25 protein-coding genes are annotated in these 21,368 nt (G+C 73.7%); 11 read left to right on the plus strand and 14 right to left on the minus strand.

From position 1 onward, the window contains the following. The first annotated feature begins 1 nt into the window (after position 1). Positions 2-385, plus strand: coding sequence for an MmcQ/YjbR family DNA-binding protein (locus tag FS641_RS09720; RefSeq protein WP_144763242.1), 384 nt, complete (start codon positions 2-4; stop codon positions 383-385). A gap of 21 nt (positions 386-406) precedes the next feature. After that, the gene (locus tag FS641_RS18065) at positions 407-1,123 is read left to right on the plus strand and encodes an ASCH domain-containing protein (RefSeq protein WP_186317678.1); all 717 of its coding nucleotides are present in this window, start codon (positions 407-409) and stop codon (positions 1,121-1,123) included. Positions 1,124-1,136: 13 nt separating this feature from the next. On the opposite strand, the gene FS641_RS09730 is transcribed toward FS641_RS18065, so the two are convergent. Next, positions 1,137-2,273, minus strand: a complete 1,137-nt coding sequence (locus FS641_RS09730) for a hypothetical protein (protein ID WP_144763244.1) — start codon at positions 2,271-2,273, stop codon at positions 1,137-1,139. Positions 2,274-2,341: 68 nt separating this feature from the next. Next, positions 2,342-2,974, minus strand: coding sequence for an MOSC domain-containing protein (locus tag FS641_RS09735; protein ID WP_144763246.1), 633 nt, complete (start codon positions 2,972-2,974; stop codon positions 2,342-2,344). 119 nt (positions 2,975-3,093) lie between these two features. Between FS641_RS09735 and FS641_RS09740 the strand changes: the two genes are divergently transcribed. The 3 genes from FS641_RS09740 to FS641_RS09750 are packed head-to-tail and all read left to right on the plus strand — an operon-like array spanning position 3,094 to position 4,690. Continuing rightward, positions 3,094-3,660: an RNA polymerase sigma factor gene (locus FS641_RS09740; RefSeq protein WP_144763249.1), complete on the plus strand. Its 567-nt coding sequence runs from the start codon at positions 3,094-3,096 to the stop codon at positions 3,658-3,660. Beyond that, positions 3,657-4,280 carry an Asp23/Gls24 family envelope stress response protein gene (locus tag FS641_RS09745; RefSeq protein ID WP_144763251.1) on the plus strand — a complete coding sequence of 208 codons (624 nt, stop codon included), beginning with the start codon at positions 3,657-3,659 and terminating at the stop codon, positions 4,278-4,280. Before FS641_RS09740 ends, FS641_RS09745 begins: the two co-directional genes overlap by 4 nt. Continuing rightward, positions 4,277-4,690 (plus strand): hypothetical protein, encoded by a 414-nt coding sequence (locus FS641_RS09750; RefSeq protein WP_144763253.1) that lies wholly within the window; start codon positions 4,277-4,279, stop codon positions 4,688-4,690. The genes FS641_RS09745 and FS641_RS09750 overlap by 4 nt, the downstream gene beginning before the upstream one ends. A gap of 103 nt (positions 4,691-4,793) precedes the next feature. Here FS641_RS09750 and FS641_RS09755 read toward each other — a convergent pair whose 3' ends face one another. The 8 genes from FS641_RS09755 to FS641_RS09790 all read right to left on the minus strand — a co-directional run bounded on the left by FS641_RS09755 (position 4,794) and on the right by FS641_RS09790 (position 11,481). Continuing rightward, positions 4,794-5,933, minus strand: a complete 1,140-nt coding sequence (locus tag FS641_RS09755) for a low temperature requirement protein A (protein ID WP_260855769.1) — start codon at positions 5,931-5,933, stop codon at positions 4,794-4,796. Between the two features lie 65 nt (positions 5,934-5,998). Next, positions 5,999-6,775, minus strand: coding sequence for a hypothetical protein (locus FS641_RS18440; protein ID WP_260855770.1), 777 nt, complete (start codon positions 6,773-6,775; stop codon positions 5,999-6,001). A gap of 335 nt (positions 6,776-7,110) precedes the next feature. Next, positions 7,111-7,587, minus strand: a complete 477-nt coding sequence (locus FS641_RS09765; RefSeq protein WP_144763255.1) for a MarR family winged helix-turn-helix transcriptional regulator — start codon at positions 7,585-7,587, stop codon at positions 7,111-7,113. A gap of 169 nt (positions 7,588-7,756) precedes the next feature. Beyond that, positions 7,757-8,407: a GntR family transcriptional regulator gene (locus tag FS641_RS09770; protein ID WP_144763257.1), complete on the minus strand. Its 651-nt coding sequence runs from the start codon at positions 8,405-8,407 to the stop codon at positions 7,757-7,759. A gap of 103 nt (positions 8,408-8,510) precedes the next feature. Continuing rightward, positions 8,511-8,945 carry a DUF1810 domain-containing protein gene (locus FS641_RS09775; RefSeq protein WP_144763259.1) on the minus strand — a complete coding sequence of 145 codons (435 nt, stop codon included), beginning with the start codon at positions 8,943-8,945 and terminating at the stop codon, positions 8,511-8,513. Continuing rightward, positions 8,942-9,703: a YqjF family protein gene (locus FS641_RS09780; RefSeq protein ID WP_186317679.1), complete on the minus strand. Its 762-nt coding sequence runs from the start codon at positions 9,701-9,703 to the stop codon at positions 8,942-8,944. The genes FS641_RS09775 and FS641_RS09780 overlap by 4 nt, the downstream gene beginning before the upstream one ends. Further along, a complete protein-coding gene (locus FS641_RS09785) occupies positions 9,700-10,101 on the minus strand; it encodes a hypothetical protein (RefSeq protein ID WP_144763263.1) in 402 nt (133 codons plus the stop codon). Before FS641_RS09785 ends, FS641_RS09780 begins: the two co-directional genes overlap by 4 nt. Positions 10,102-10,182: 81 nt before the next feature. Then, a complete protein-coding gene (locus tag FS641_RS09790; protein ID WP_144763265.1) occupies positions 10,183-11,481 on the minus strand; it encodes a phosphopantothenate--cysteine ligase family flavoprotein in 1,299 nt (432 codons plus the stop codon). An 86-nt stretch (positions 11,482-11,567) separates the two neighbouring features. On the opposite strand from FS641_RS09790, the gene FS641_RS09795 reads away from it, so the two are divergent. Together FS641_RS09795 and FS641_RS09800 are read left to right on the plus strand one after the other, a co-directional pair. After that, a complete protein-coding gene (locus tag FS641_RS09795) occupies positions 11,568-12,353 on the plus strand; it encodes an NRDE family protein (protein WP_186317680.1) in 786 nt (261 codons plus the stop codon). 399 nt (positions 12,354-12,752) lie between these two features. Beyond that, positions 12,753-13,463 (plus strand): SGNH/GDSL hydrolase family protein, encoded by a 711-nt coding sequence (locus tag FS641_RS09800; protein ID WP_186317681.1) that lies wholly within the window; start codon positions 12,753-12,755, stop codon positions 13,461-13,463. A 16-nt stretch (positions 13,464-13,479) separates the two neighbouring features. Here the strand turns inward: FS641_RS09800 and FS641_RS09805 are convergent, their stop codons facing one another. Then, positions 13,480-14,388, minus strand: coding sequence for an SDR family oxidoreductase (locus tag FS641_RS09805; protein WP_144763271.1), 909 nt, complete (start codon positions 14,386-14,388; stop codon positions 13,480-13,482). A 169-nt stretch (positions 14,389-14,557) separates the two neighbouring features. Between FS641_RS09805 and FS641_RS09810 the strand changes: the two genes are divergently transcribed. From FS641_RS09810 to FS641_RS09820, 3 genes are all read left to right on the plus strand, one after another. Beyond that, the gene (locus tag FS641_RS09810; RefSeq protein WP_260855771.1) at positions 14,558-15,667 is read left to right on the plus strand and encodes an LLM class flavin-dependent oxidoreductase; all 1,110 of its coding nucleotides are present in this window, start codon (positions 14,558-14,560) and stop codon (positions 15,665-15,667) included. Between the two features lie 112 nt (positions 15,668-15,779). Continuing rightward, on the plus strand, positions 15,780-16,403 hold the full coding sequence (locus FS641_RS09815) for a hypothetical protein (RefSeq protein ID WP_144763273.1): 624 nt from the start codon (positions 15,780-15,782) through the stop codon (positions 16,401-16,403). Between the two features lie 234 nt (positions 16,404-16,637). After that, the gene (locus FS641_RS09820; protein WP_186317682.1) at positions 16,638-17,129 is read left to right on the plus strand and encodes a pyridoxamine 5'-phosphate oxidase family protein; all 492 of its coding nucleotides are present in this window, start codon (positions 16,638-16,640) and stop codon (positions 17,127-17,129) included. A gap of 110 nt (positions 17,130-17,239) precedes the next feature. Here FS641_RS09820 and FS641_RS09825 read toward each other — a convergent pair whose 3' ends face one another. Beyond that, on the minus strand, positions 17,240-18,469 hold the full coding sequence (locus FS641_RS09825; protein ID WP_144763276.1) for a hypothetical protein: 1,230 nt from the start codon (positions 18,467-18,469) through the stop codon (positions 17,240-17,242). Positions 18,470-18,658: 189 nt separating this feature from the next. Here FS641_RS09825 and FS641_RS09830 point away from each other — a divergent pair, with 189 nt between their 5' ends. Then, positions 18,659-19,069, plus strand: a complete 411-nt coding sequence (locus FS641_RS09830; protein WP_144763278.1) for a RidA family protein — start codon at positions 18,659-18,661, stop codon at positions 19,067-19,069. Positions 19,070-19,094: 25 nt separating this feature from the next. Here FS641_RS09830 and FS641_RS09835 read toward each other — a convergent pair whose 3' ends face one another. Together FS641_RS09835 and FS641_RS09840 are read right to left on the minus strand one after the other, a co-directional pair. Further along, complete coding sequence (locus FS641_RS09835; RefSeq protein WP_144763280.1) at positions 19,095-20,657, minus strand: amidohydrolase family protein; 1,563 nt, start codon at positions 20,655-20,657, stop codon at positions 19,095-19,097. Then, positions 20,654-21,319 carry a bifunctional 4-hydroxy-2-oxoglutarate aldolase/2-dehydro-3-deoxy-phosphogluconate aldolase gene (locus FS641_RS09840; protein WP_186317683.1) on the minus strand — a complete coding sequence of 222 codons (666 nt, stop codon included), beginning with the start codon at positions 21,317-21,319 and terminating at the stop codon, positions 20,654-20,656. The genes FS641_RS09835 and FS641_RS09840 overlap by 4 nt, the downstream gene beginning before the upstream one ends. Positions 21,320-21,368: the final 49 nt, after the last annotated feature.

A 21,368-nucleotide genomic window follows, 5' to 3' on the forward strand; every position in this document is an offset into this window, starting at 1 on the left:
GATGGACGGCAGGGCGTTGCACGAGGTCGCCGCGCGGACGGCGTCGGCGCTGCCGGCGACCGAGGAGACCCAGCCCTTCGGCGAGGGCGCGTTCGTCTACAAGGTCGTCGGCAAGATGTTCGTGATGACGTCGGTACTCCGCGGGGTGCCGATCGTCAACCTGAAGTGCGCGCCGCCGCACGGCGCCGCCCTGGTCCGTGACCACGACGAGATCACGCCGGGCTGGCACATGAACAAGCGGCACTGGATCACCCTGGCCCCGGGGCCGGGGATCGACGAGACGCTGGTGGAGGACCTCGTGGCCAACGCCTGGGAACTCGTCGTCGCCGGCCTGCCGCGAGCGCGACGACCGCTCGACCCGGCACGGCGCCACGACACCGACTGACCGGACTGGCAGGGTGGACCCATGCTGTGGCGCAACGACCGGACCGTGCTCGACGCCGCGACGGAGGCCGTCGGTCGCCTGCGCGGTGACCCGGCCCACACCGTCGCCGCCGCCGCGATGGACCTCTCCGGACGTGTCCACACCGCGGTGAACGTGTCGCACTTCACCGGCGGTCCCTGCGCCGAGCTGGCGGTGCTCGGCGCCGCCGCTGCCGTGTCGGACGACCCGGTGATGACCATCGTCGCGGTCGCCGACCGCGGTCGCGGCGTCATCCCGCCCTGCGGTCGGTGCCGGCAGGTGCTCCTCGACCTCCAACCGCAGGTGCTCGTGCTCATGCCCGGCCAGGACGATCCGGTCGGGACGCCCGTCCGCGACCTGCTCCCCGGCGCGTACGACTGGCCGGACGCCGGCGCGAGTCGGGTCGTGCGGTTCAGCGGACGGTACCGCGACGACGTGCTCGCCGGTCGGAAGACGGCGACGATCCGGTTCCGCGACCCGCAGGGGGTGGGCCCGACGACGTTCGTGTTCGAGGACGAGGACGCTGCGGGGTTCGCCCGGGTCGACGCGGTGATCGAGTCCGTCACCGCGAAGCCCGTCGCGGAGATCGACGAGCGCGACGCTCATGACGAGGGCGTCGGTTCGGTGGCGGCACTGCGCGACGGGCTCGCCGGGCACTACCCACAGCTGGGCGCTGCCGACGTCGTCGAGGTGGTGCGCTTCCGCGTGACAGGCGACTGACGGGCAGCGGACATCACGGCCGTGGGTCCGCGGTCGTCCGCGCACGGTGACGGCGGTCGAGGAGCACACCGGTCGCGCCTCCGGCGAGCACGAACGCCACGGCGGCCGCGAGCAGTCGTCCCTCCGGGAAGCCACGGGTGACGACGGCTCCCGCGGCGAGGAACGACGCCGCAGCGGCCACCGACGCGATCGCGGCGACCGCGACCAGCGCGCGGAGCCGTCCACGGTCCCAGCCGAGCCACAGGCTCTGCCCGACCAGGACCGCCCCGGCGACGAGGGCCACCGGTCGGGCGCCGAAGGTGATGCCGTAACGCAGGGCGAGGGACGGGACGGCGAACAGCGCCACGAACCAGCCGACCGACCGCGTCGCCGACGCCATCACCGGGCCGACCGGACGTCGGTCGCGGTGCGCCCACCACCGACTCAGTGTCAGGACGACGCCGGCGACCGTCACCACGGGGAGCCACCGGACGAGGTGCGCGGAGTTGTACAGGGTGGCGACGTCGTACACGGCGAGGACCAGGCATCCGAGCGCACCGGCCGAGAGGGCGAGGGGCACCAGGCCGGACGGGCGTGCGCGTCCGGCGGTGAGGCCGCCGAGCAGGAGCGGCGTCACGATCCCCGATGCGACCCGGACGACGACGTCGATCGGCGTCCACGGGTTCGCCAGGTCGAGCTCGATGCGGCAGAAGGTCACCGTGAACGCCCCGGACACCAGCCACCGGACGGCGAGCACGCGGGCGGCGACGTCGGGTCCGCACCAGCGCCCCACCAGCAGGTACGCGAGCATCACGAACGGCAGCTCCAGGGCCGCCTGGACGTGCAGGACCGTCCAGGGCCAGGCCGGCAGCACCGCGGCGAGCGAGCCGATGTCAGCGAGGTCGAACCACCCGGGCGGCAGGTACCGCGTGACACGACCGGGATCACCGTGCCAGGCCTGCTCGACGAAGGCGACGACGAAGAGCTGGTTGCCGAGGAACAGGGCGACGACCACGCCGAGCCACGTCCCCGGGTGCCGGAGGACTCCCGAGCGGCGCCGTCCGGGGTCCTCGGCGAGCGGGGGAACCGCGGACGGTCGGACCCGTGGCACCACGACCACGGACAGGACGGTCGCGGCGACGATCACGGTCACGAGCACGGCTTCCCCCACGCGGGGAGCGTACCGGGCTCACCCGGTCGCCTGGTCCGGCCGCGTCGTCCCGCGCACGCACCGTCCGGTCAGGTCCGTCGCGCGAGGACCTTCGTCACGTCCCGACGCACCTTCGGCGCGATGGGCGCCGTGCTGGACAGGACCGCCTCGGCCTGCTCGACCGTCAACCCGGCGAACATGGCTCCGATCGTCACGCCGTGGTCGGGACGGTGCAGCACCGTGACGGCGTCACCGGCGGACACGGGTCCGGACTTCACGACCCGGAGGTAGGCGCCGGGCCGGCCCTCCTCGGCGAACCGCTTCACCCACCCCCGCACGCCCATCCGACGAGCGAAGGTCGCACAGGGGATCCGCGGGATGGTCACCTCGAGTTCCAGGGTCGCCCCGATCCGCCAGCGCTCGCCGGTGACCGCCCCGGTGACGTCGAGGCCGGAGGTCCGGAGGTTCTCACCGAACAGGCCGGCGGGCACGGGCCGGTCGAGCAGCGCCGCGAAGTGGTCGGCGTCCTCGTCGGCGTACGCGTACACGGCCTGGTCCTCGCCGCCGTGGTGCTTGCGGTCCGCCTGCACGTCGGCGTACAGACCGAGCGGACGGACGCGGACCGGCCCGTCGACCGGACGCTTGTCGATCGCGGTGACCCCGATGGTGCCGGAGTCCGGCAGCAGGTGGTCGACGCGGCAGACGGCGGTGACGAGCGACATGCCCTCAAGGATGCCGCAGCCGGGCCGATGCGTGACGAACCGGCCCTGCGGTGCGTCTCACCACGGGGCGGACGACGCATCCGCAGGCATCGTGCACCCACGACCAGTAGAAGGGGACCGTGTCACATCCACCGAACCGGACACCACTCGCCGACCTCGACGACGGCATCCTCGCGGGCCGGTCCGCCGACGGCGACGTCCGCGCCTTCGAGGTGCTCATCCGCCGGCACACGCCCCTGCTCCGGGCGTACGCGCGCCGCACGCTCGGGTCCACCGACGAGCTCGACGACGTCGTGCAGGAGACGTTCATCACCGCCTGGAACCGACTCGACGCGCTCGAGGACCACGCGCACGTCAAGGCGTGGCTCATGCGGATCCTCAGTCGGAAGTGCCTCGACCGCATCCGGGCGCGCCGGCACCACGACGACGTCACCGAGCTCGAGATCGAGGCGCCGTCGGACGGTGCACCGGAACGGGTCGCCGAGGCGCGTGACCGCGAACACGCGGTGGAGGCTGCACTCGCGTCCCTGCCGGAGGCGCAGCGCCGCTGCTGGCTGATGAAGGAGGCGCTCGGGTACCGCTACGAGGAGATCGCGGAGGAGCTCGACGTGCCGCTGTCGACGGTCCGTGGGCTCCTCTCGCGGGCCCGGAAGAACATGATCCAGCTGATGGAGGGATGGCGATGACCGACGCACCTGACCCGTTGGAGGTGAACCGCCAGACGCTCGCGGCGCTCGAGCCGGAGGACCTCGACGGGCACTCGATCGACGACCTCGCCGACTACCTCGACGCGGGCATGCGTCCGGCGGACCCGAGCATCGACGACTCCCCGGCGTGCCAGAACGCGCTCGCGGCGATCATCCGGCTCCGGCAGGCGACGCTCGGCTCGCTCGAGGCCGCAGCCCGCGCCGAGGCACCGGCCGACGACTCGTGGATCGGCGGTGTCCTGGCCAACATCTCGATCGAGGCGCGCTCCGGACGTGACGTCCCGCTCCGCACCGAGGCGCCGTCCGAGCACCTCGTCATGACGGAGGGCGCGATCCGGTCCCTGGTCCGCCGGGCCGGCGACTCGGTCCCCGGCATCGTCGTCGCACGGTGCTCGATCGACGGGGACGTCACGGTGCTCGCCGCACCCGTCCGGGTGTCGGTCGAGGTGGCGATCGTCGTCGGGCCCTCGATCCCGGCGACCGCGGACCTCGTCCGGCTGGCGGTGGACGCGGCCTTGCGGGAACAGACGGACCTGGTGGTGGAGGCGATCGACGTGGTCGTCCGGGACCTGATCGAGACGATGGAGGAGGACGCATGAGTGACGTCGAGGACACCCGCGCCGGTGGACCGCGCGAGGCCGGACCGCGGGGTTCCGACCTGCCCGGTTCCGACCTGCCCGGTTCCGACCTGCCCGGCGCCGGCCTGCCCGCCGCCGGCGCGCTCGCCGCGATCGAGACCGCGGTCCTGGCGGTCCCCGGCGTCGCGGAGCTGTACCGGGCGATGCCGACGATCGAGAGCGCGATCGCATCGATCCGCGGGGTCCGTGGGACGGAGCCGACGCCGCGGATCGTCGTCGATGACGGCGAGCTCCGCGTGGTGATCGGGACCGACGGCGTCGTGCCGGCGCCCCGCGTCGCCCGAGCGGTGCACGATGCCGCCGTCGCCGAGGCCGACCGGCACGCGCTCGCGCTGACGAGGATCGACGTCCGCGTCGCCCGCGTCGGCTGAGCGTCGAACCGCAGGGAGTCCGCGTCGGCCGAGCGTCGAAGCGCAGGGAGTCCGCGTCGGCTGAACGTCGTCCGGGGGAGGAGTCCGCGTCGGCGTGGCCCCGTCAGTCCGCGACCTCGAGGACCACGACGGTCGCGGCGACCAGCAGCGCCGTCAGGACCAGCGACGCCTCCGGCACGGCGATCGTCGCGAGCACCGCGAGGACCAGCCCCACGACGGTGACGTTCCACCGCAGGGCGAGGGACGGCCGCAGCGCGAGTGCCCAGACCGCCGCCACGAACAGCGCGACCGGGACCGCGACGGTGGCGGCGACGCCGGCGTCCGACATGTCCGCCCGACCCGCGTCCGCACTGACGGCGACCTCGATGCCCGCGGGGATCGCCGCGGCGGCGGCGAACACCACGTAGTGGCCGTAGCCGAACAGCAGGGCGCTCGGGAGTCCGCGGATGCGGGCGTGTTGCTCGCGGGAGAAGTAGACCCACCACAGGCCGGCGACGATGACGAGCCCGCTGGCGGCCAGGACGAGCAGTGGTCCCAGGTGGTCGGCGTGGGTGAGTCCGTCGATGACCGCGTTCGCGGACGCGACGAGCCCCTCGCCGAGCACGATGAGCGTGAACAGCGCGTACCGCTCGGCGATGTGGTGCGTGTGCCAGGGAGTGGTCTCGGCGCGGGACTCCGACCAGATCGGGACGAGGACCTCGAACAGGACGAGCACCGGGGCGATCACGCGCGGCCATCCGGCGGGCGTGGCCAGCATGCCGACCCAGAGCACCTGCACGACGGTGATGCCGACGGCGTAGTGCAGCGCCGTGGACCGGTACCGCGGCGAGGAGACGGCCGCCCTGATCCACTGACCGACGAGGGCGAGCCGCATCACCACGTAGCCGATGACGACGACGGAGTACTCCCCGTCCCGCATCGCCGGTCCGACCCCGGCGGCGAGCACGAGCACGCCGCCCATCTGCACGAACGTCATCACCCGGTACAGCCAGTCGTCGGTGTCGAACGACGTCGCGAACCACGAGAAGTTCAGCCACGCCCACCAGATCGAGAAGAACACGAAGGCGTACGACGCGATGGCGGAGGTGACGTGGCCCTCGGCCTCGATCTCGTGCAGGTTCATCGCGGCGAAGCCCACCGCGACGACGAAGACCAGGTCGAAGAGGAGCTCGAGGGGGCTGGCGGCGCGGTGCCCCTCGCCGGGGTCGCGTGGCCACATGCGGCGGAGTCCGATCGTCGTCACCGTGCATGCCTACACGACGACGCGGGCCCCGGGGAAGCCGGGTCCCGCGTCGCCGTGACGGTCGATCAGTAGAAGTTCGTCGCCTGCGAGTGGCTCCACGCCGCGCACGGCGTGCCGTACGCGGCCTTGATGTACTGCAGCCCCCACGTGACCTGCGTGGTCGCGTTGTCGGCCCAGTCCGGAGCGATCGTGCCCATCTTCGACCCGGGCAGCGCCTGCGGGATCCCGGTCGCTCCGGACGGGTTGTGCGCCCGGTAGTCCCAACCGGACTCCTTGGTCCAGAGGCTGTTCAGGCACTGGAACTGTGCCGCGCCCCACCCGTACTGCGATGCGGCGAGAGCGCTCGCGGTGGCCTTCGCGCCCGCGGGTGTGTTCGCGGCGGCCTTCGCTGCGGCCGCTGCTGCGGCGTCGGCAGCGGCCCGGTCCGCCGCGGCCTGCGCGGCTGCGGCCTGCGCTGCTGCGACCCGGGCGTCGGCGTCCTGCTTGTCCTGGTCCGCACTGGCCTGCGCGACGTCCTGGGTGGTGTCGACGGTCGCGGCGATGCGCTCGGTCAGGGTGCCGCCGGAGCGCTGCGACGCCTTCGTCAGGGACGTGATGTCCCGTTCGAGCGCCGCCGTGTCGGTCTTGTCGTTCGCGTTCGCGAGCACCGTGCGTGCCGTGACGACGGTCGCGGCGGCCTGTGCACGGTCGAGTGCCGCGCCGCTGAGCGCAGGACCGGGGCTGGCGGTCTGCACGCCGACGGCCTCGGCGAGTGCGGGCTGCGTGCTCACCGTGAGGGCGCCACCGGCGACGGCGAGGACGGCCGCCCCGCTGGCGATGAGGACGCCTCGGCGGCGGAGCACGCGGCGGATCCGGCGACCGGGGGAGTCCAGTGCCGCTCGGCGGGTGGTGGGGGTCGTGTCGGTCGGGGTTTCGGGGTGCTGTCCTGTCATCGATTCCGGTGGTCGGCGGTTCGTGCGTGCGCGCTTGCGTCGTCGCGAGAGGGCACCGTGAGCCGGTGGAGACCGGACGGTGGTGTGGGGCCCGTCCGTCCGCACGGTCCGACCTGCCGTGTGGGGCGGCGGTCGCGTCGGCGAAGCGGCAACGATGACCGACGACCCTGAGCAGGACGTCCGGAGCACCTGGCAGAACCGTCCGTCCACCCGGTCGTCCGGCCGCTGATCCGACCGGATCGCCGTCAGGAGCTGGGATCCTCCTGGGAGACCTCGCCCTGGGCGACCCGCTCGAGCGCGCCGAGGGCGTTGGCGATGGCGTCGAGGTCGTCGGAGGGGAGGTCGGTGATGAGCGAGGCCACGATCCCGGTGCGCTGGTTCCGTGCTGCCTCGACCGCGGCGATCCCCTCGGGGGTGACGCTGACCTTGAACGCTCGGCCGTCGGTCGGGTCGGCCTCGCGGGCGATGAATCCGCGCTGCTCGAGTTCGGTCAGGATGCGGGTCATCGTGGGCTTCGTGACGACCTCGATCCGCGAGATGTCGCCTGGGCGCAGGGGTCCGTGGCGCTGGATGGTCGCGAGCGCCGACACGATCCCGTACCCGAGCGAGGCGGAGTCGCTGCGCGCCCGACGGTTGATGCGGCCCACTGCGGCGGCCAGCCGCGCGGCGACCTCGGTGCGGTCCATCTGCCCCGGTTGCTGCTCCGGGTGGTCCTGCCTCATGTGCTGCTCCGCCGTCGTCGTCGGGATGTCCTGGCGATGCTACCGGGGTGTCGAGCGGCGCTCCTGGGAGGGTGCAGGGGTGCTGCCGGAACCAGGGAGCCGCCCGCCCCGGTCGACGGAACGGGCGGTTCCTGTACGGGTGCTCAGTGCACCAGCGGCACGGTGCGGCTCAGCGCTTCTCGCCGGGGAGCTGGTGGATGGCCTCCGTCGCGAGCTCGGCGGCGATGTTGTCCCCGCTCTCGGTGGCGGCCCGCAGCCGCTTGAAGTCCTCGGTCATGCGGTCCCAGTCGACGAGCTCGTCGAGGTTCGGCAGGCGGAGTCGGAACGCCAGACCGTCCATCGTGTCCGAGCAGACGCGACGCAGGTTGTCGTTGCCACACTCCTCGACGTAGAGGGCGAACGTCCCGAGCGCGTCGGTGTTCACGGCGGTGACGTCGTGGGCCTCGAGCTCCGTGATCGTCTTGTCGAGCGCGGCGAGGATCTTCTTCCGCGCCGGGGCCCCGAGCCGCGGGACCGCCAGGCGGACGACGCCGCCGAAGAGCACGCCGAGGGTCTGCAGCGCCTCGATCACCTCGGCGGGGTCCGGGGTGGTCACGCGGGTGTAGCGGTTCGGTGCCATCTCGATGAGCCCGGCGCGTGCGAGCTGGCTGAGGGCCTCGCGGATCGGGGTGCGCGAGACACCGAGCCAGGCGATGAGCTCGTCGTCGTTGAGGCGTTCGCCCGGCTCCAGCGTGCCGTCCATGATCGCCTCGTGGATCTTCTGGCGGACGGTGTCGCGGAGCAGCTGGTGTTCGGTGGGGGCGCTGCTGGGGACCGGCATGGGGTGTCCTTCGGGTTCGGGGAGTCCGCCACGGCAGATCGGTGCGGACGCATCGATGACGATACCTGATATGAGAACGGCGTTGCGCTCGGTTCCGACCGCGTCACGTACCGGACAGGAGCGCGACCGTCATCGGGTCGCCCGACCCGTTCCACCACCGGTCCAGGACGCGGGTGAACGGCTCGGGATCGACCGCGACCGCGGCGAAGAGCGTCATCGAGGAACGGAGCTTCACCGCGTCGATGCCGCCCAGGAGGTCCTCCGCGGAACGGGTGGGGGCAGCGGCGGCGACCGCGGCGGCGCGGACCAGGCGCGGCCCGAGCACCGGGTGCTCGAGGTACGCGCGAGCCTCGTCGACGCCGGAGACCGCGTACCGCTGGGCCGTCGCGCTCCGCCCGAGCCCGGCGAGCTGCGGGAAGACGAACCACATCCAGTGCGAGGTCTTCCGGCCGCGCTCGAGCTCCTGCATCGCCTGGTCGACGACGCCGTCCTGGGCGCGGACGAACCGCTCGAGGTCGAAGGGGTCCGCCGCGGTCATCGGACGACGTCCCCCCAGCCGTAGCGGACCGTCGTCGCGTCGAGCACGAGCAGCGAGTCCGGTGCCCGGTCGAACAGCCCCGGCATGCCGACGGCGTCGGGCAGGTCACCCTCGAGCCGTTCGAGGTGCGCGGACCGCAGCGCGAGTGGCGGGTGCTGTCGCTGCCAGAACACCGTCTGCGCGAACTGCCGGGCGTGGATGCCGACGCGGGTGGTGAGGTCGGCGGCGAGCGGCGAGGAGACGGGGGAGCCGACCGCGACGCGGACGGAGGCGGCGTGGCGGGGCCGCCCCGAGCCTCCAGGCCGCGCACGCCCCAGGCGGTCCGGGTGCCGCACCGACCGGTACCGCAGGGTGTCGCCACGGCGCTTCCCCCTGGCGTGGGCGAACGTGTACGGCACCCCGAGCAGGGCGTGTGCCGCGACGATCGCCGGGACGTTCGCCGTGTCGACGGTGCGGTACGTGACACCGTGACGGCCGCGGTCGTCGACGGTGAGGACCTCGATCGTCACCTCGGTCATCGAACCGAGTCGACCCGACGGCGGGAACGGCGGCACCCGTGTCTCGCGGAAGACGTACGCCGTCAGTCCGACCCACGCGCTGCCGTCGACGACGTCCGGACGGGTCCCGCGCGGCACGAACCGCGCGAGTGCCTCCGGCTCGCGACGCCAGTGCGCGAAGACGACGTCCTCCCACGCGTGCACGGTGACCGCGCGGTGCGCCAGCGGCGCTGCCGCCCGCTCCGCGAGCGAGCCGGTCACCGGCGTGACGCGGACCGACCGACGCGGAGGGCCCAGGAGACGAGCGGAGCCTGCAGGGGGAGGCGCAGGACGGAGACGATCCGCATCGTGCGCGAGGACCGGGGACTGTCGAGCAGGTCCCTGGCCATCGTGAGGTTCGCCGGGAAGACCGCGACGAAGAGCGCCGCGGCCGCGATCCCAGCCGCCCGGCGCGTAGCCGGGACCGCGAGCCCTGCCGCGATGCCGAGCTCCGCGACCCCCGACACGAGCGTCGTCGTGCGCGGCGGCAGACCCCGCGGCACGATCCGGTCGTAGCCGCGCGGGCGGAGGAAGTGCGTGACGCCGGCGCCGCCGAGGACGACGGCGAGGAACGCCGCCGTCCGGTCGGCGCGTCTGGCGCGTGCTGAACGTCGTCCCATGCGCCCATCGTGGCCCGGGTGCCGACGCCTGTTCCCAGCGACCCGCCAGCCGGCGGGCTCGCCCGTCGCGGGCCCCGACGATCAGGTCAGGGCGGTCGCGACGAGGTCGAGGACGACCGTGGCCACCTCGGCCTTCGTGCCAGAGGCGGTCCGCACCACCTCGCCGCCGGGGACGAGGACCTCGATCGCGTTCTCCTCGCGCTCGAACCCCTCGGACCAGCCGACCCGGTTCACCACGAGCATGTCGGCCGGCTTCCTCGCGATCTTCGCCCGGCCGAGCTCGATGCGGGCCGCCTGGTCGGGCTCGGTCTCCGCCGCGAACCCGACGACGACCTGCCCGGTGCGCCGCCCGGCGACGAGGTCCGCGAGCACGTCCGGGTTCCGCACGAGTTCGAGCGTCATCCGGTCACCCTGGGCGTCCTTCTTGAGCTTCTCGGCGAGCACCTCGGCCGGACGGTAGTCCGCCACCGCGGCGGTCATCACGACGACGTCCGCCTCCGCCGCGGCCGCGTGCACGGCGTCCGCGAGCTCGAGGGCGGAGCCCACCTGCACGATCCGCGCGTCGAGTCCGGCGAGCAGCCCGGCCTCGACGTTCGCCGACACCAGGGTCACCTCGGCGCCACGGGCCGCCGCTGCGGCCGCGAGTGCGACGCCCTGCCGACCGCTCGAGCGGTTGCCGACGAAGCGGACGGGGTCGAACGGCTCACGGGTCCCGCCGGCGCTGACGACCACGCGCACCCCGGCCAGGTCGCCGCGCTCGCCGCGTGCACCGGTCGGGCGCTCGGACGGGAGGCCCGGCTCGGCCCCGGCGGACCGGCCAGCCGTCGTCGTCCTGTCCAGGACCGCCAGGGCGGCCGCCACGATGTCGTCCGGTTCCGACATCCGGCCGATGCCGGCGTCGTCGCCGGTGAGGGCGCCCACCTCGGGGCCGACGACGTGGACCCCGCGGCTGCGCAGCGTGGCGAGGTTGGCGCGGGTCGCCGGGTGCTCCCACATCTGCGGGTGCATCGCCGGGGCCACGACGACGGGGGCCTCGGTCGCCAGGAGCGTCGTGCCGAGCAGGTCGGGCGCGAGTCCTGCGGCCATCCGGGCGAGGGAGTCCGCGGTGGCCGGGGCGACGACGACGAGGTCCGCGGCACGGCCGAGGGCCACGTGGCGTACCTCGGCGACGTCGTCGAACACGCTCGTCGCGACGGGGTTCCGGCTGAGCGCCTCGAGCGTCGGGAGGCCGACGAACCGGAGCGCGCCCTCGGTCGGGACGACGTGCACGTCGTAGCCGGCCCGCACGAACCCGCGGACGACCTGCACGGCCTTGTAGGCGGCGATGCCCCCGGTGATGCCGACGACGACGGTCCTGCGCTGCTCGGATGCGGTGCTCACGCCGCCACGCTACCCGGGAGCGCTCCGGGGCTGCGCGCTCTCCGGTGGACGGGTGCCGCTCGGCCGCGCATGGCAGGATCGGCGCCATGTGCACCGTCGTCGTTCGCGTCGAACCCGGCTCGGAGTGGCCCGTCACCGTGCTCGCCATGCGCGACGAGTCGCCGACCCGCCCGTGGGACCCGCCGGCGGCGTGGTGGCCCGAGCGTGACCCCGGGCTCCGCGGGGTCCGTGACCGTGAAGCTGGCGGTGCGTGGCTGGCGGCCTCGGACGACGCCGGGCTCGCGGTCGTGCTGAACCGGTGGGAGGACGTCCCCGCGACGGACGGCACGTGGACCACCCGCGGCGTGCTGCCCCTCGACGCCTTGCAGGGAGCACTGCCCGACCAGGACCACGCACCGACGACCCGGGCCTTCAACCTCGTCCGCGCGACGGCGACCGGCGCCTCGGTCGTCTCGTGGGACGGCGCGGAGGTCCGCACGACCGAGCTCGGCCCCGGCGTGCACATGGTCACGCACGGCGAACCCGACGACCCGGCAGCGCCGCGCATCGGCCGGTGGCTGGAGTCCTTCCGCGCGGCCGCCGCCCCGAGCGGACCGCCCGCACTGGCACCGTTCGACGAGCTCCGGGCAGCGGACACGGGCGCGGACGCCGGCGACGGGTGGAGCCCCTGGTTCGGGGTCCTCGCGGAGTCGGCCGCACTGCCCGCCGACGACCCCGACGCGATCCTGCGGGACGCCGTCGAGCCGGAGGGGCACTTCGCGACACTGTCGATCGTCGCCGCGGCGGTCGGTCCCGGTCGCACGGTGCTGCAGCACGCCCGCCTGCACGACCCCGGCGACATCGCCGGCAGCGTCGAGCTCCACCACGCCTGACCCGCTCGTCCCGCCCCGCGCGCCCGCCCCGCCCCGCCGAGGTTCCACAATTACGGAACCTCGGAGCGCTGCACGGGTGTGTCGTGGAACCTGGACGGACAGCGTGCGGCGAGTCGTGGAACCTCGTGCGTTGGGGCGTCGCCCGCGGCCCGCCCGCCGAGCCCCGCCGCGGTTCCACAATTACGGAACCTCGGCGCGCTGCACGGGTGTGTCGTGGAACCCGGAGGGACAGCGCGCGGCGAGTCGTGGAACCTCGTTCCTCGCCTGTTGGGGCGCGCCCGCCGGGGCCGGCCCGCCGGGGCCGAGCCGAGCCTCCCGTCGGTGTCTGAGCGCACCGGAAGCGGACGGGGTACGCACCCACGCGCTCCGTGTGGGTCGAGGCGCGTACCGTTCCAGCGCGTGAGGACCCGACCCCGCTCCCTGCTGGCCGCCCTGCTGGTGACCGCCACTGTGCTCGCCCTGGTGGCGTGCTCGGAGGACCCCTCCGTCGCGCCGACCCCGTCTGCGACGCACCGTGCGCCGTCCCGACCGTGGGACCAGGCCAAGCACGCACGCATCGTCGTGATCGGGGACTCGATCAGCGGCGGCCACGGGTTGACGACGGCGCAGGCGTGGCCGGCGCTCCTGGCCGACGAGCACCACTGGGCGCTGACGAACCTGTCCTGCGACGGTGCCGGCGTCGCCGCGCTCGGGGACACCGACGACTGCGCCAGCGCCTACGGGACGCTCGTGGAACGCGCCGTGGACCTCCGGCCGCGGGTCGTGTTCGTGCAGGCGAGCTCGAACGACCTCGGGATGGACGACGCCGGGATCCGCAGCGCCACGAACCAGGTCGTCGCGGACGTGCACCGCCAGCTCCCCGATGCCCACCTGGTCGGCCTCAGCGCCATCTGGAACCAGGACGCGCCACCGGCGCAGCTCGCCGTCATCTCGAAGGCGCTCCGCAAGGCGATCCACCGCGAGGGCGGGCAGTACGTCGACATCGGTGAGCCGCTCCGCGGACACCCCGCGTGGATGCAGTCCGACGACGTCCACCCGACGGCCGTCGGGCAGCAGGCCATCGCCGCCGACGTCGCGAAGGCGTTCGCGGCCGACCACGTGCGGTTCTGAGCCGCGTCCGGGACCGTCAGTCCGGGAGGCCCGTGCCGGTCAGGTCCTCGGCCACCGCCCAGAGGCTCCGCGCCAGGTCGGCTCGACGTGCCGGCCCCGGGATCGACACGGTCGTCGCCGGCCCGGTCATCTGCCCGGGACCGGATGGCCCGTAGTAGGCACCCCCGACGGCCGAGCGCCCCACCGCGGCGAAGAGCAGCGGCTCGCTGCCCTGTTCGACGTCCTGCGTGAACGGCCAGGCGCGCTGCTTCGAGGACACCGGCTTCGCGCGGCCGAGCGACCGACCAGCTGACTGCAGGTTCGTCCGCGTGTAGCCGGGGTGCGCCGCCGTCGAGACGAGGTCCCAGTCGTGTTCGATCGACAGCGTGTGCAGGTGCAGCGCCAGCAGCAGGTCGGCGAGCTTCGACTGCCCGTAGGCGAGCCAGGGGGAGTAGCGCCGGGTCCACTGCAGGTCGTCGAAGCGGATCCGTCCGAACAGGGCGGCGAGGCTCGACATCGTCGCGACCCGCGGTGCGGGGGACCGCAGGAGTGCCGGCAGGAGGAGGTTCGTCAGCGCGAACGGTCCGAGGAAGTTCGTGCCGAACTGCAGCTCGAAGCCGTCGACCGTCTCGAACCGCTTCGGCGGCGCCATCACGCCGGCGTTGTTCACCAGGACGTCGAGCGGCCGGTCGTCGGCGAGGATCCCGTCTGCGAAACGACGGACGCTCGCCAGGTCGGCCAGGTCGAGCTCGCGGACCTCGACGTCGGCGTCCGGGGAGCGTCGTCGGATCGCCTCGGCGGCCTCGTCGCCCTTCGCCGTCGTGCGGACGGCGATCACGACCGATGCTCCGGCCTCGGCCAGTCGGGTGGCGGTCTCGCGGCCGGTGCCGCTGTTCGAGCCGGTGACGACGATGCGGCGTCCGGTCTGGTCGGGGATCTTCGGCATGTCGGGGACGGTACACGCGGGCACCGGTGTGCCGCCTCCTCCTGCGGTGCTGCGCACTCCTCGCTGTGCGGGCGCGGACAGACCCGGCTCACGGCGACCGCGGTGACGCTCTGGCCACCACCGGCACCCTGTGCTAGATTCATGCATACGCATTCACTTGGAGGACGCGATGAGCAACGCTTTCGGCACCGACCGCCCCTCGGACGTCCCGCCGCCCGCTCCGGACCGCGTCGGCCCCGTGCAGCTCGGCCTCGACACGTTCGGTGACGTCACCGAGCGGCTCGACGGCTCCGTGCGGAGCCAGGCGCAGAGCATCCGGGACGTCATCGACGAGGCCGTGCTCGCCGACCAGGTCGGCATCGACTTCATCGGCATCGGGGAGCACCACCGCGCGGACTACGCCGTGAGTGCCCCGGAGACGGTCCTCGCGGCCATCGCCGCGCGGACCGAGCGCATCCGGATGGGCTCCGCCGTCACCGTGCTCTCCAGCGACGACCCGGTCCGCGTGTACGAGCGCTTCGCGACCGTCGACGCGATCTCGAACGGCCGCGCCGAGGTCATCCTCGGCCGCGGGTCCTTCACCGAGAGCTTCCCGCTGTTCGGCTACGAGCTGAGCGACTACGAGGTCCTCTTCGAGGAGAAGCTCCAGCTCTGGGCGGCGCTCCGCGGCGGGGACAAGGTCACGTGGAGCGGCACGGTGCGCCCGGGTCTGACGGACCAGGACGTCTTCCCGAAGCTCGAGCACGGCCCCATCCCGACGTGGATCGGTGTCGGCGGCTCGCCCCAGTCGGTCATCCGCGCCGCCTCGTACGGCATGCCCCTGTTCCTGGCGATCATCGGCGGCCAGCCCGCGCAGTTCGCCCCGTTCTCGCGGCTCTACCGCCAGGCGCTGACGCAGCTCGAGCTGCCGCAGCAGCCGATCGCGATGCACTCGCCCGGGTTCGTCGCGGCCACCGACGCCGAAGCCGCCGAGCGCTACTGGCCGTACCACAAGGCCGTCACCGACCGGCTCGGGGCCGAGCGCGGCTGGCCGCCGCTCGACGTCGCGCAGTACCAGGCGGGCCTCTCCGCCGGAGGGTCGCTCTACGTGGGCTCGCCGGAGACCGTCGCGCGCAAGATCGCGCGCAACATGCGGATCCTCGGCGTCTCGCGCTTCGACATGCGGTACGCCACCGGGCGTCTGCCGCACGAGGACATGATGCGGTCGATCGAGCTCTACGGCACCGCGGTCGCCCCGCGGGTACGCGAGCTGCTCGCCGAGCCGGTCCCGGTCCCGTAGCCGGCGCCCTCCGGTCGGCAGCCACAGGCGCTGTTGCCGGGAGGCTCGGTGCGGGTCCGCCACGTCGGTGCCGTCACGGGCGCTCACGGGCGCGCCGCGTACGGTCCATGGCATGTCGTCACGCCCCGCACCGATCGAACGCCGCTTCCGAGGTCGGATCACCGGCGTCGGCACGAGTTCCGGTGTCCGGCTCGTCATCGGCATGTGGGAGCGCTCCCCGTTCGGCGCGTTCACCGACGTCTTCGTCGAGCTCCCGGACGGCTCGAGCGTCCTGCTCGCACCGGACGAGATCGTCGCCGCGTACGTCTCCGGCACGTACCGCTTCGACGCCGTCGAGGTCGTGGACGTCCTCGCCCGCCGCACCGCGTCCGGCATCGAGCTCGACGCCGGTCCGCTCCGGGCGTCGGTCGACGTCGGCACGATCTCGCCGCTCGGGCGCGTGCTCCGCGTCGTCCCGAAGCCGATCGCCCGTGACCCGCGGTGGCTGCGGGCGATCGACCCCATCGCGCGGCTCGTCGCACCGGGAGCCGGCACAGCGGGGACGGCCGGAGGCGGCCGACGCGAGTACTACGGCGTCACCGGAGCCCACGGCGTGACCGGTGTGCGCGGCACCTGGGCCGGCGAGCCGCTCGGTTCCCTGGCGCCGCTCGACCCGCCGGTGCGGTTCGGTTTCGCGTCGATGCCGCGGTCCCCGCAGGTCGTCGACGTCGAGACGACCATCCACGAGCCGGCCTGACGCGCCGCCGCACGGCTGACGCACCGCCGTCGGCCTCACGCGCTGCCGACAGGCCGCCGGCCTGATGCGCCGCCGCCGGCCTGACGCGCGACCGGCACACCGAGTCGCGACGCGGGCGGATCCGCTCGCACGCCGGACGCTTCCAGGCAGCGGGGGCACACTGGTCGCCAACGGTACGGTCCCGCTCGCCAGGCCGCACGTCGGGCGGCGGGGCGCACGATGCGAAGGAGCACCATGACCGACACCCAGGCGGACCAGCGCGCCGCCATCTCGGACATCGTCCACGGAGCCCGCACCGCCCTCCTGACCACGGTCAGCGAGGACGGCTCCCTGCACGCACGACCGCTCGCCGTGCAGGACAAGGCGTTCCACGGCACACTCCGCTTCCTGGTCCAGGACGGCAGCGAGAAGGTCGAGGACATCGCCAGGAACCCGCACGTCAACGTCGCGATCGAGTCGCAGGGCGGCTACCTGTCGATCGCGGGGACGGCGACGGTCACCCAGGACGACTCGGTGATCGACGAGCTGTGGTCCCCGTTCGCCGAGGCCTGGTTCCCGGACGGCCGCGACGACCCGTCCATCCGACTGCTCACGGTCGAGGGCGAGTCCGTCGAGTACTGGACGCAGGACACCGGCCCCGTCGGCAGTCTCGTGCAGACGATGAAGGCGGCCCTCGGCGGACAGTCCCGTCCGGACGTCGGCAGCCACGGCACCGTCGAGCTGTAGTCGACGACGAATCGGCCCGTCCCGGGAGTCCGGGGCGGGCCGATCGTCCATCCACACCCGCGCCCGCGCCCGGGCGAACGGGCTGCGTCAGGGGCGGTTCCGCACGCGGGTCACGGCGGGCCGAGCAGCCAGAGCACCGCGACGAGCACCGGCTGCCCGAGCAGCGCACACGTCACGAGCGTCCAGCGCAGCCACGCCTTCGCGACGAGCTCCGGCGAGCCCATCAGCGGCGCGAGCGGCATCAGCAGACGGGGTGTCGACGCCATCGGGAGCGACACCGCGAAGACGTAGAGCGCGTACCCGCCGGCGAAGACCAGCGTCGTCAGTCCGAGCTTCCGGGTCGACCGGCGCGCGAGCCAGATCGGGTAGCCCACGAGCAGGCCGATCACGATGGGGATGCCGCCGATGCCGACCCACCGGAGCGTCGTCAGGAACCACGGCGTCAGCGGCACGAAGTCCACCCGACCGATGAAGTTGACCCACCAGGACATCTCGGTCGCCAGGTACGCGTCCGGACGACCCGTCACGTGCGACGCGATCACCGGCCACGCGACCCCGGCGACGACCATCACGACACCGGCACCGACGACGCGCAGCTGCTCGCGCAGCGGGAAGCCGTCGAGGACACGGTCCTCCCCGCGGTGCAGCCGGATCCAGCGGACCAGCGCGACGACGCCGAGGGTGAGCGGGATCGCCAGGGCGCCCGGCCGGGTGAACGCGGCGACGACCCCGAGCGCCGTCAGGAGCCCGTAGCGCCGGTGCTCGATCGCGAGCAGCGCCCCGAAGGTCAGCGCGAGGAACATGCTCTCCGCGTACCCGACCTGCAGCAGGAACGACAGCGGCCCGCACGTGAAGAAGAACACGGCCCACAGCGCGGCGGTGTCCCCGGCGCGCTCCCGCACCAGGCGGTGCAGCAGGAACGCGGCGACGAGTCCGGCGACCAGGGCGATCGCGGGCGCCGCGACCTCGAACGTCATGCCGGTCCACACCGTGACGAAACGGATCGTGAACGGGAAGGCCGGCAGGAACGCCCACGAGTTCTGGGCGACGTGTCCGGCCGCGTCGAGGGGCAGGGTCGTCGGGTAGCCGTGCAGCGAGATCTGCTCGTAGTACTGCCCGTCCCAGGCCGTGAGGAACCTCAGAAACCCGTGGTCGTTGCCCCAGATCGCGTTCTCCGGCTGGGAGCGCCCGACGAGCGGGTAGACGAGCGCGAGCCACAGGGTCGACAGGAACCGCCCGCCGACCCACACGAGCACGACCGTCGCCCACGTGGGCAGAGCGGTGACCAGGTCGATCGCGCGGCGACGGCCGGCGGCGATCGACGAAGAGGCTGACGGCACGTCAGAACGATAGCCAGTGGGGCTGGGTGGTGCTCGGAAGGTGTGGTCCGTCAGCGCGCCGCGGACACCGCCGGGAGGCTCGACCCGCGTTCTGCACGCCGGAACGGCGCCGTCGCGTGGCCGGGCCGGACAGCGTCGGGCGCTCTAGCCTGGAGCACACTGTCCCAGCCCCCACCACGAGGAGCCCCCGTGCCGAAGACCGCCATCGTGACCGAGAACGCCCCGAAGCCCGCGGGTCCCTACAGCCAGGGGATCGTCGCCGGAGGGTTCGTCTACACCGCCGGGTTCGGCCCCCAGGACCCGGCGACCGGGGCGATCGCCGACGACGTCGCCGGGCAGACCGCGCAGGTCCTCGCGAACGTGGCGGCCGTCCTCGCCGAGCACGGTGCGACCCTCGACGACGTCGTGAAGTCGACCGTGCACCTCGAGCACTCGGACCGCGACTTCGCGGCGTTCAACGAGGAGTACGCGAAGCACTTCTCCGAGCCCTACCCGGTCCGCACGACCGTGCAGTCGCACCTGGCGGGCATCCTCGTGGAGATCGACGTCGTCGCCCTCCTGCCCGAGGCCACGCGCGTCTCCGACGCCGAGGACGCCTGACCTCGACGCAGCGACACGCCCCCGGTCAGCGCGACGCCCGGATGCCCTGACCAGGGGTCGCCTCGGTCAGGGCACCGGCGCGGAGCACCGGGACGCCGGCGACGAGGACGTCGTCGATCCCCTCCGCCAGGAGCATCGGGTGCGCGTAGGACGACCGCGCCCGGACCCGCGCCGGATCGACCACCACGACGTCGGCGACCGACCCGACGGCGACGCGCCCGCGGTCACCGAGCCGGTGGCGCTCGACGGCCGTCGCCGACAGGCTCCGCTGGGCCTCCGACCACGACAGGCGCCCGGCGACCGCGTACTCCTGCAGGTACCGCGCGAACGTGCCGTACGCCCGCGGGTGCGGGTGCGTCCCGACGAAGATGCCGTCCGACCCTGCCGTGTGGCCGGGCAGTCGGAAGAGCGGGGCGAGCTCGTCGGCGGTCCGGGGACGCGGCACGCGCATCACGACGGTGACCTGCAGGGCTGCGTCCACCAGGACGTCGAGCGCGAGGTCGACCGGGTCCGTCCCGGTCGCGGCCGCCGCCTCGGCCAGGGTCCGGCCCTGCAGCGCGTGGAACTCCGGGGCGGGCACGTGTGACAACGTGATCTGCTCGGCCCATCCGGTCCCGAGGTCGGCACGGCCGAGCACCCGGTCGAGCACCGTGCCGCGGAGCCGTGCCCGAGCGTCGGGGTCGGCCACCACGCGGGCGAGGTCCGTGGTGCCCGGACGCGCGAGTGCGGCGGGCAGCAGGAGCATCGACAGGATCGTGCAGCCGCGCGAGTACGGGTAGGCGTCGAAGGAGAGCGGCGTGCCGGCGTCCTCGAGCTCGGCGAGCACCGCGATCGCCAGGTCCACCGGGGCGTGGAGGTGCGACACGTGCGCTCGGACCCCGGACGCGCGCACGATCGCCGCGATCTCCTCGAGCCCCGCTCGGACGTTGGTCTCGTAGCCGCCGCGCATGTGCGACACGTACAGCCCGTCCACGGCGGCGACCTCGGCGCACAGCGCGGCGAGCTCGGCCGTGTCGGCGTACAGCCCCGGGACGTAGTCGAGGCCCGTCGACAGCCCGACCGCACCCGCGGCGAGCCCCGCGCGGACGAGGTCGCGCATCGCGGTGCGCTGCCCGGGCGATGCCGGACCGTCGTCGTCGCCCATCACGACGTGCCGGACCGTGCCGCCCGGGACGAGCGTCGCGACGTTGAGCGGCGTCGCGCCGTCGTACCCGGCGAGCAGGGCGCCGATCCCGCCGCCGCGGGCGGTCGGGTGCGGCCCGTCGATCGCGGCGAAGTACGCGTCGGCGTACGACCCGTCACCCGGTGCCGGTCCGACGCCGTCCTGCCCGGTGACGACGGTGGTGACGCCCTGCCGCAGGAGGGCGAGCTGCACCGCGGGCTCGGACACGAGCGAGCCGGCGTGCGAGTGCGCGTCGACGAAGCCGGGCAGCACGAGGCGCTCGCCGCAGTCCACGACGGCGGCGTGGGCAGGGACGTCGAGGTCGGTACCGACATCGATGATCCGATCGCCCGCGACGAGCACGTCGGCACGTGTCGGTCCCGTCGGACCGACGACCGAGCCGCCGCGCAGCAGGACGCTCGTCACCTGGCGAGCCCCGCGACGAGGCGTTCGGCGCGCCCGCGGAGCGCGTCGAGGTCCCCGGACGTGAGCGCGTCGCCGACGAGCGGGGAGCCGAGGCCGACGGCGACGGCACCCGCGGCGAGGTACTCGGCAGCGTCCTCGACCCCGATGCCCCCGGTCGGGATCACGTCGACGAAGCCGAGCGGTGCGAGGACCTGCCGGAGGAACGCGGGGCCGCCGAGCTGCGCGGCCGGGAAGAGCTTCACCGCGCGGGCACCGAGCTGCCAGGCGCGCACGATCTCGGTGGGCGTGGCCGCGCCCGGGTACCAGCCCAGCCCCCGCTCGTGGGCACGCTCCCCGAGGGCGGCGTCGGTGTGCGGGCTGACGGCGAACGTCGCCCCGGCCGCCGCAGCCTCGTCGAGCTGTCGGGTGTCGAGCACGGTGCCGACGCCGACCGTCGCGGCGCTGCCGTACCGCTCGACCGCCCACGTGATGCCCTCCCGCCACCGCGGCGTGTTCGTGGTGACCTCGATCGCGGTGACACCGGCCTCCACCAGCGTGCCGATGACGTCCTCGACGTGGTCGCCCGTCCCACCGCGCAGGATCGCGATCGCCGGACCGGCGCCGTGGCGGTGCCGCCCGGTGGGCGCGGTGGAACCATCGTGGGGCACTGCGGTCTCGGGCATCGTGGGGTCCTCCATCGGGGTCGTCAGCGGTCGTTCGTCGGCGGTCGTT

Origin of the sequence: Curtobacterium sp. 9128, from assembly GCF_007673775.1 — a bacterium.
Lineage (GTDB): Bacteria > Actinomycetota > Actinomycetes > Actinomycetales > Microbacteriaceae > Curtobacterium.

Coding starts and splice junctions, on each gene's coding strand:
- FS641_RS09720 (WP_144763242.1), top strand. CDS start 2: ATGGACGGCAGGGCGTTGCACGAGGTCGCCGCGCGGACGGCGTCGGCG.
- FS641_RS18065 (WP_186317678.1), top strand. CDS start 407: ATGCTGTGGCGCAACGACCGGACCGTGCTCGACGCCGCGACGGAGGCC.
- FS641_RS09735 (WP_144763246.1), bottom strand. CDS start 2,974: ATGTCGCTCGTCACCGCCGTCTGCCGCGTCGACCACCTGCTGCCGGAC.
- FS641_RS09745 (WP_144763251.1), top strand. CDS start 3,657: ATGACCGACGCACCTGACCCGTTGGAGGTGAACCGCCAGACGCTCGCG.
- FS641_RS09750 (WP_144763253.1), top strand. CDS start 4,277: ATGAGTGACGTCGAGGACACCCGCGCCGGTGGACCGCGCGAGGCCGGA.
- FS641_RS09765 (WP_144763255.1), bottom strand. CDS start 7,587: ATGAGGCAGGACCACCCGGAGCAGCAACCGGGGCAGATGGACCGCACC.
- FS641_RS09770 (WP_144763257.1), bottom strand. CDS start 8,407: ATGCCGGTCCCCAGCAGCGCCCCCACCGAACACCAGCTGCTCCGCGAC.
- FS641_RS09775 (WP_144763259.1), bottom strand. CDS start 8,945: ATGACCGCGGCGGACCCCTTCGACCTCGAGCGGTTCGTCCGCGCCCAG.
- FS641_RS09785 (WP_144763263.1), bottom strand. CDS start 10,101: ATGGGACGACGTTCAGCACGCGCCAGACGCGCCGACCGGACGGCGGCG.
- FS641_RS09795 (WP_186317680.1), top strand. CDS start 11,568: ATGTGCACCGTCGTCGTTCGCGTCGAACCCGGCTCGGAGTGGCCCGTC.
- FS641_RS09805 (WP_144763271.1), bottom strand. CDS start 14,388: ATGCCGAAGATCCCCGACCAGACCGGACGCCGCATCGTCGTCACCGGC.
- FS641_RS09810 (WP_260855771.1), top strand. CDS start 14,558: ATGAGCAACGCTTTCGGCACCGACCGCCCCTCGGACGTCCCGCCGCCC.
- FS641_RS09815 (WP_144763273.1), top strand. CDS start 15,780: ATGTCGTCACGCCCCGCACCGATCGAACGCCGCTTCCGAGGTCGGATC.
- FS641_RS09820 (WP_186317682.1), top strand. CDS start 16,638: ATGACCGACACCCAGGCGGACCAGCGCGCCGCCATCTCGGACATCGTC.
- FS641_RS09840 (WP_186317683.1), bottom strand. CDS start 21,319: ATGCCCGAGACCGCAGTGCCCCACGATGGTTCCACCGCGCCCACCGGG.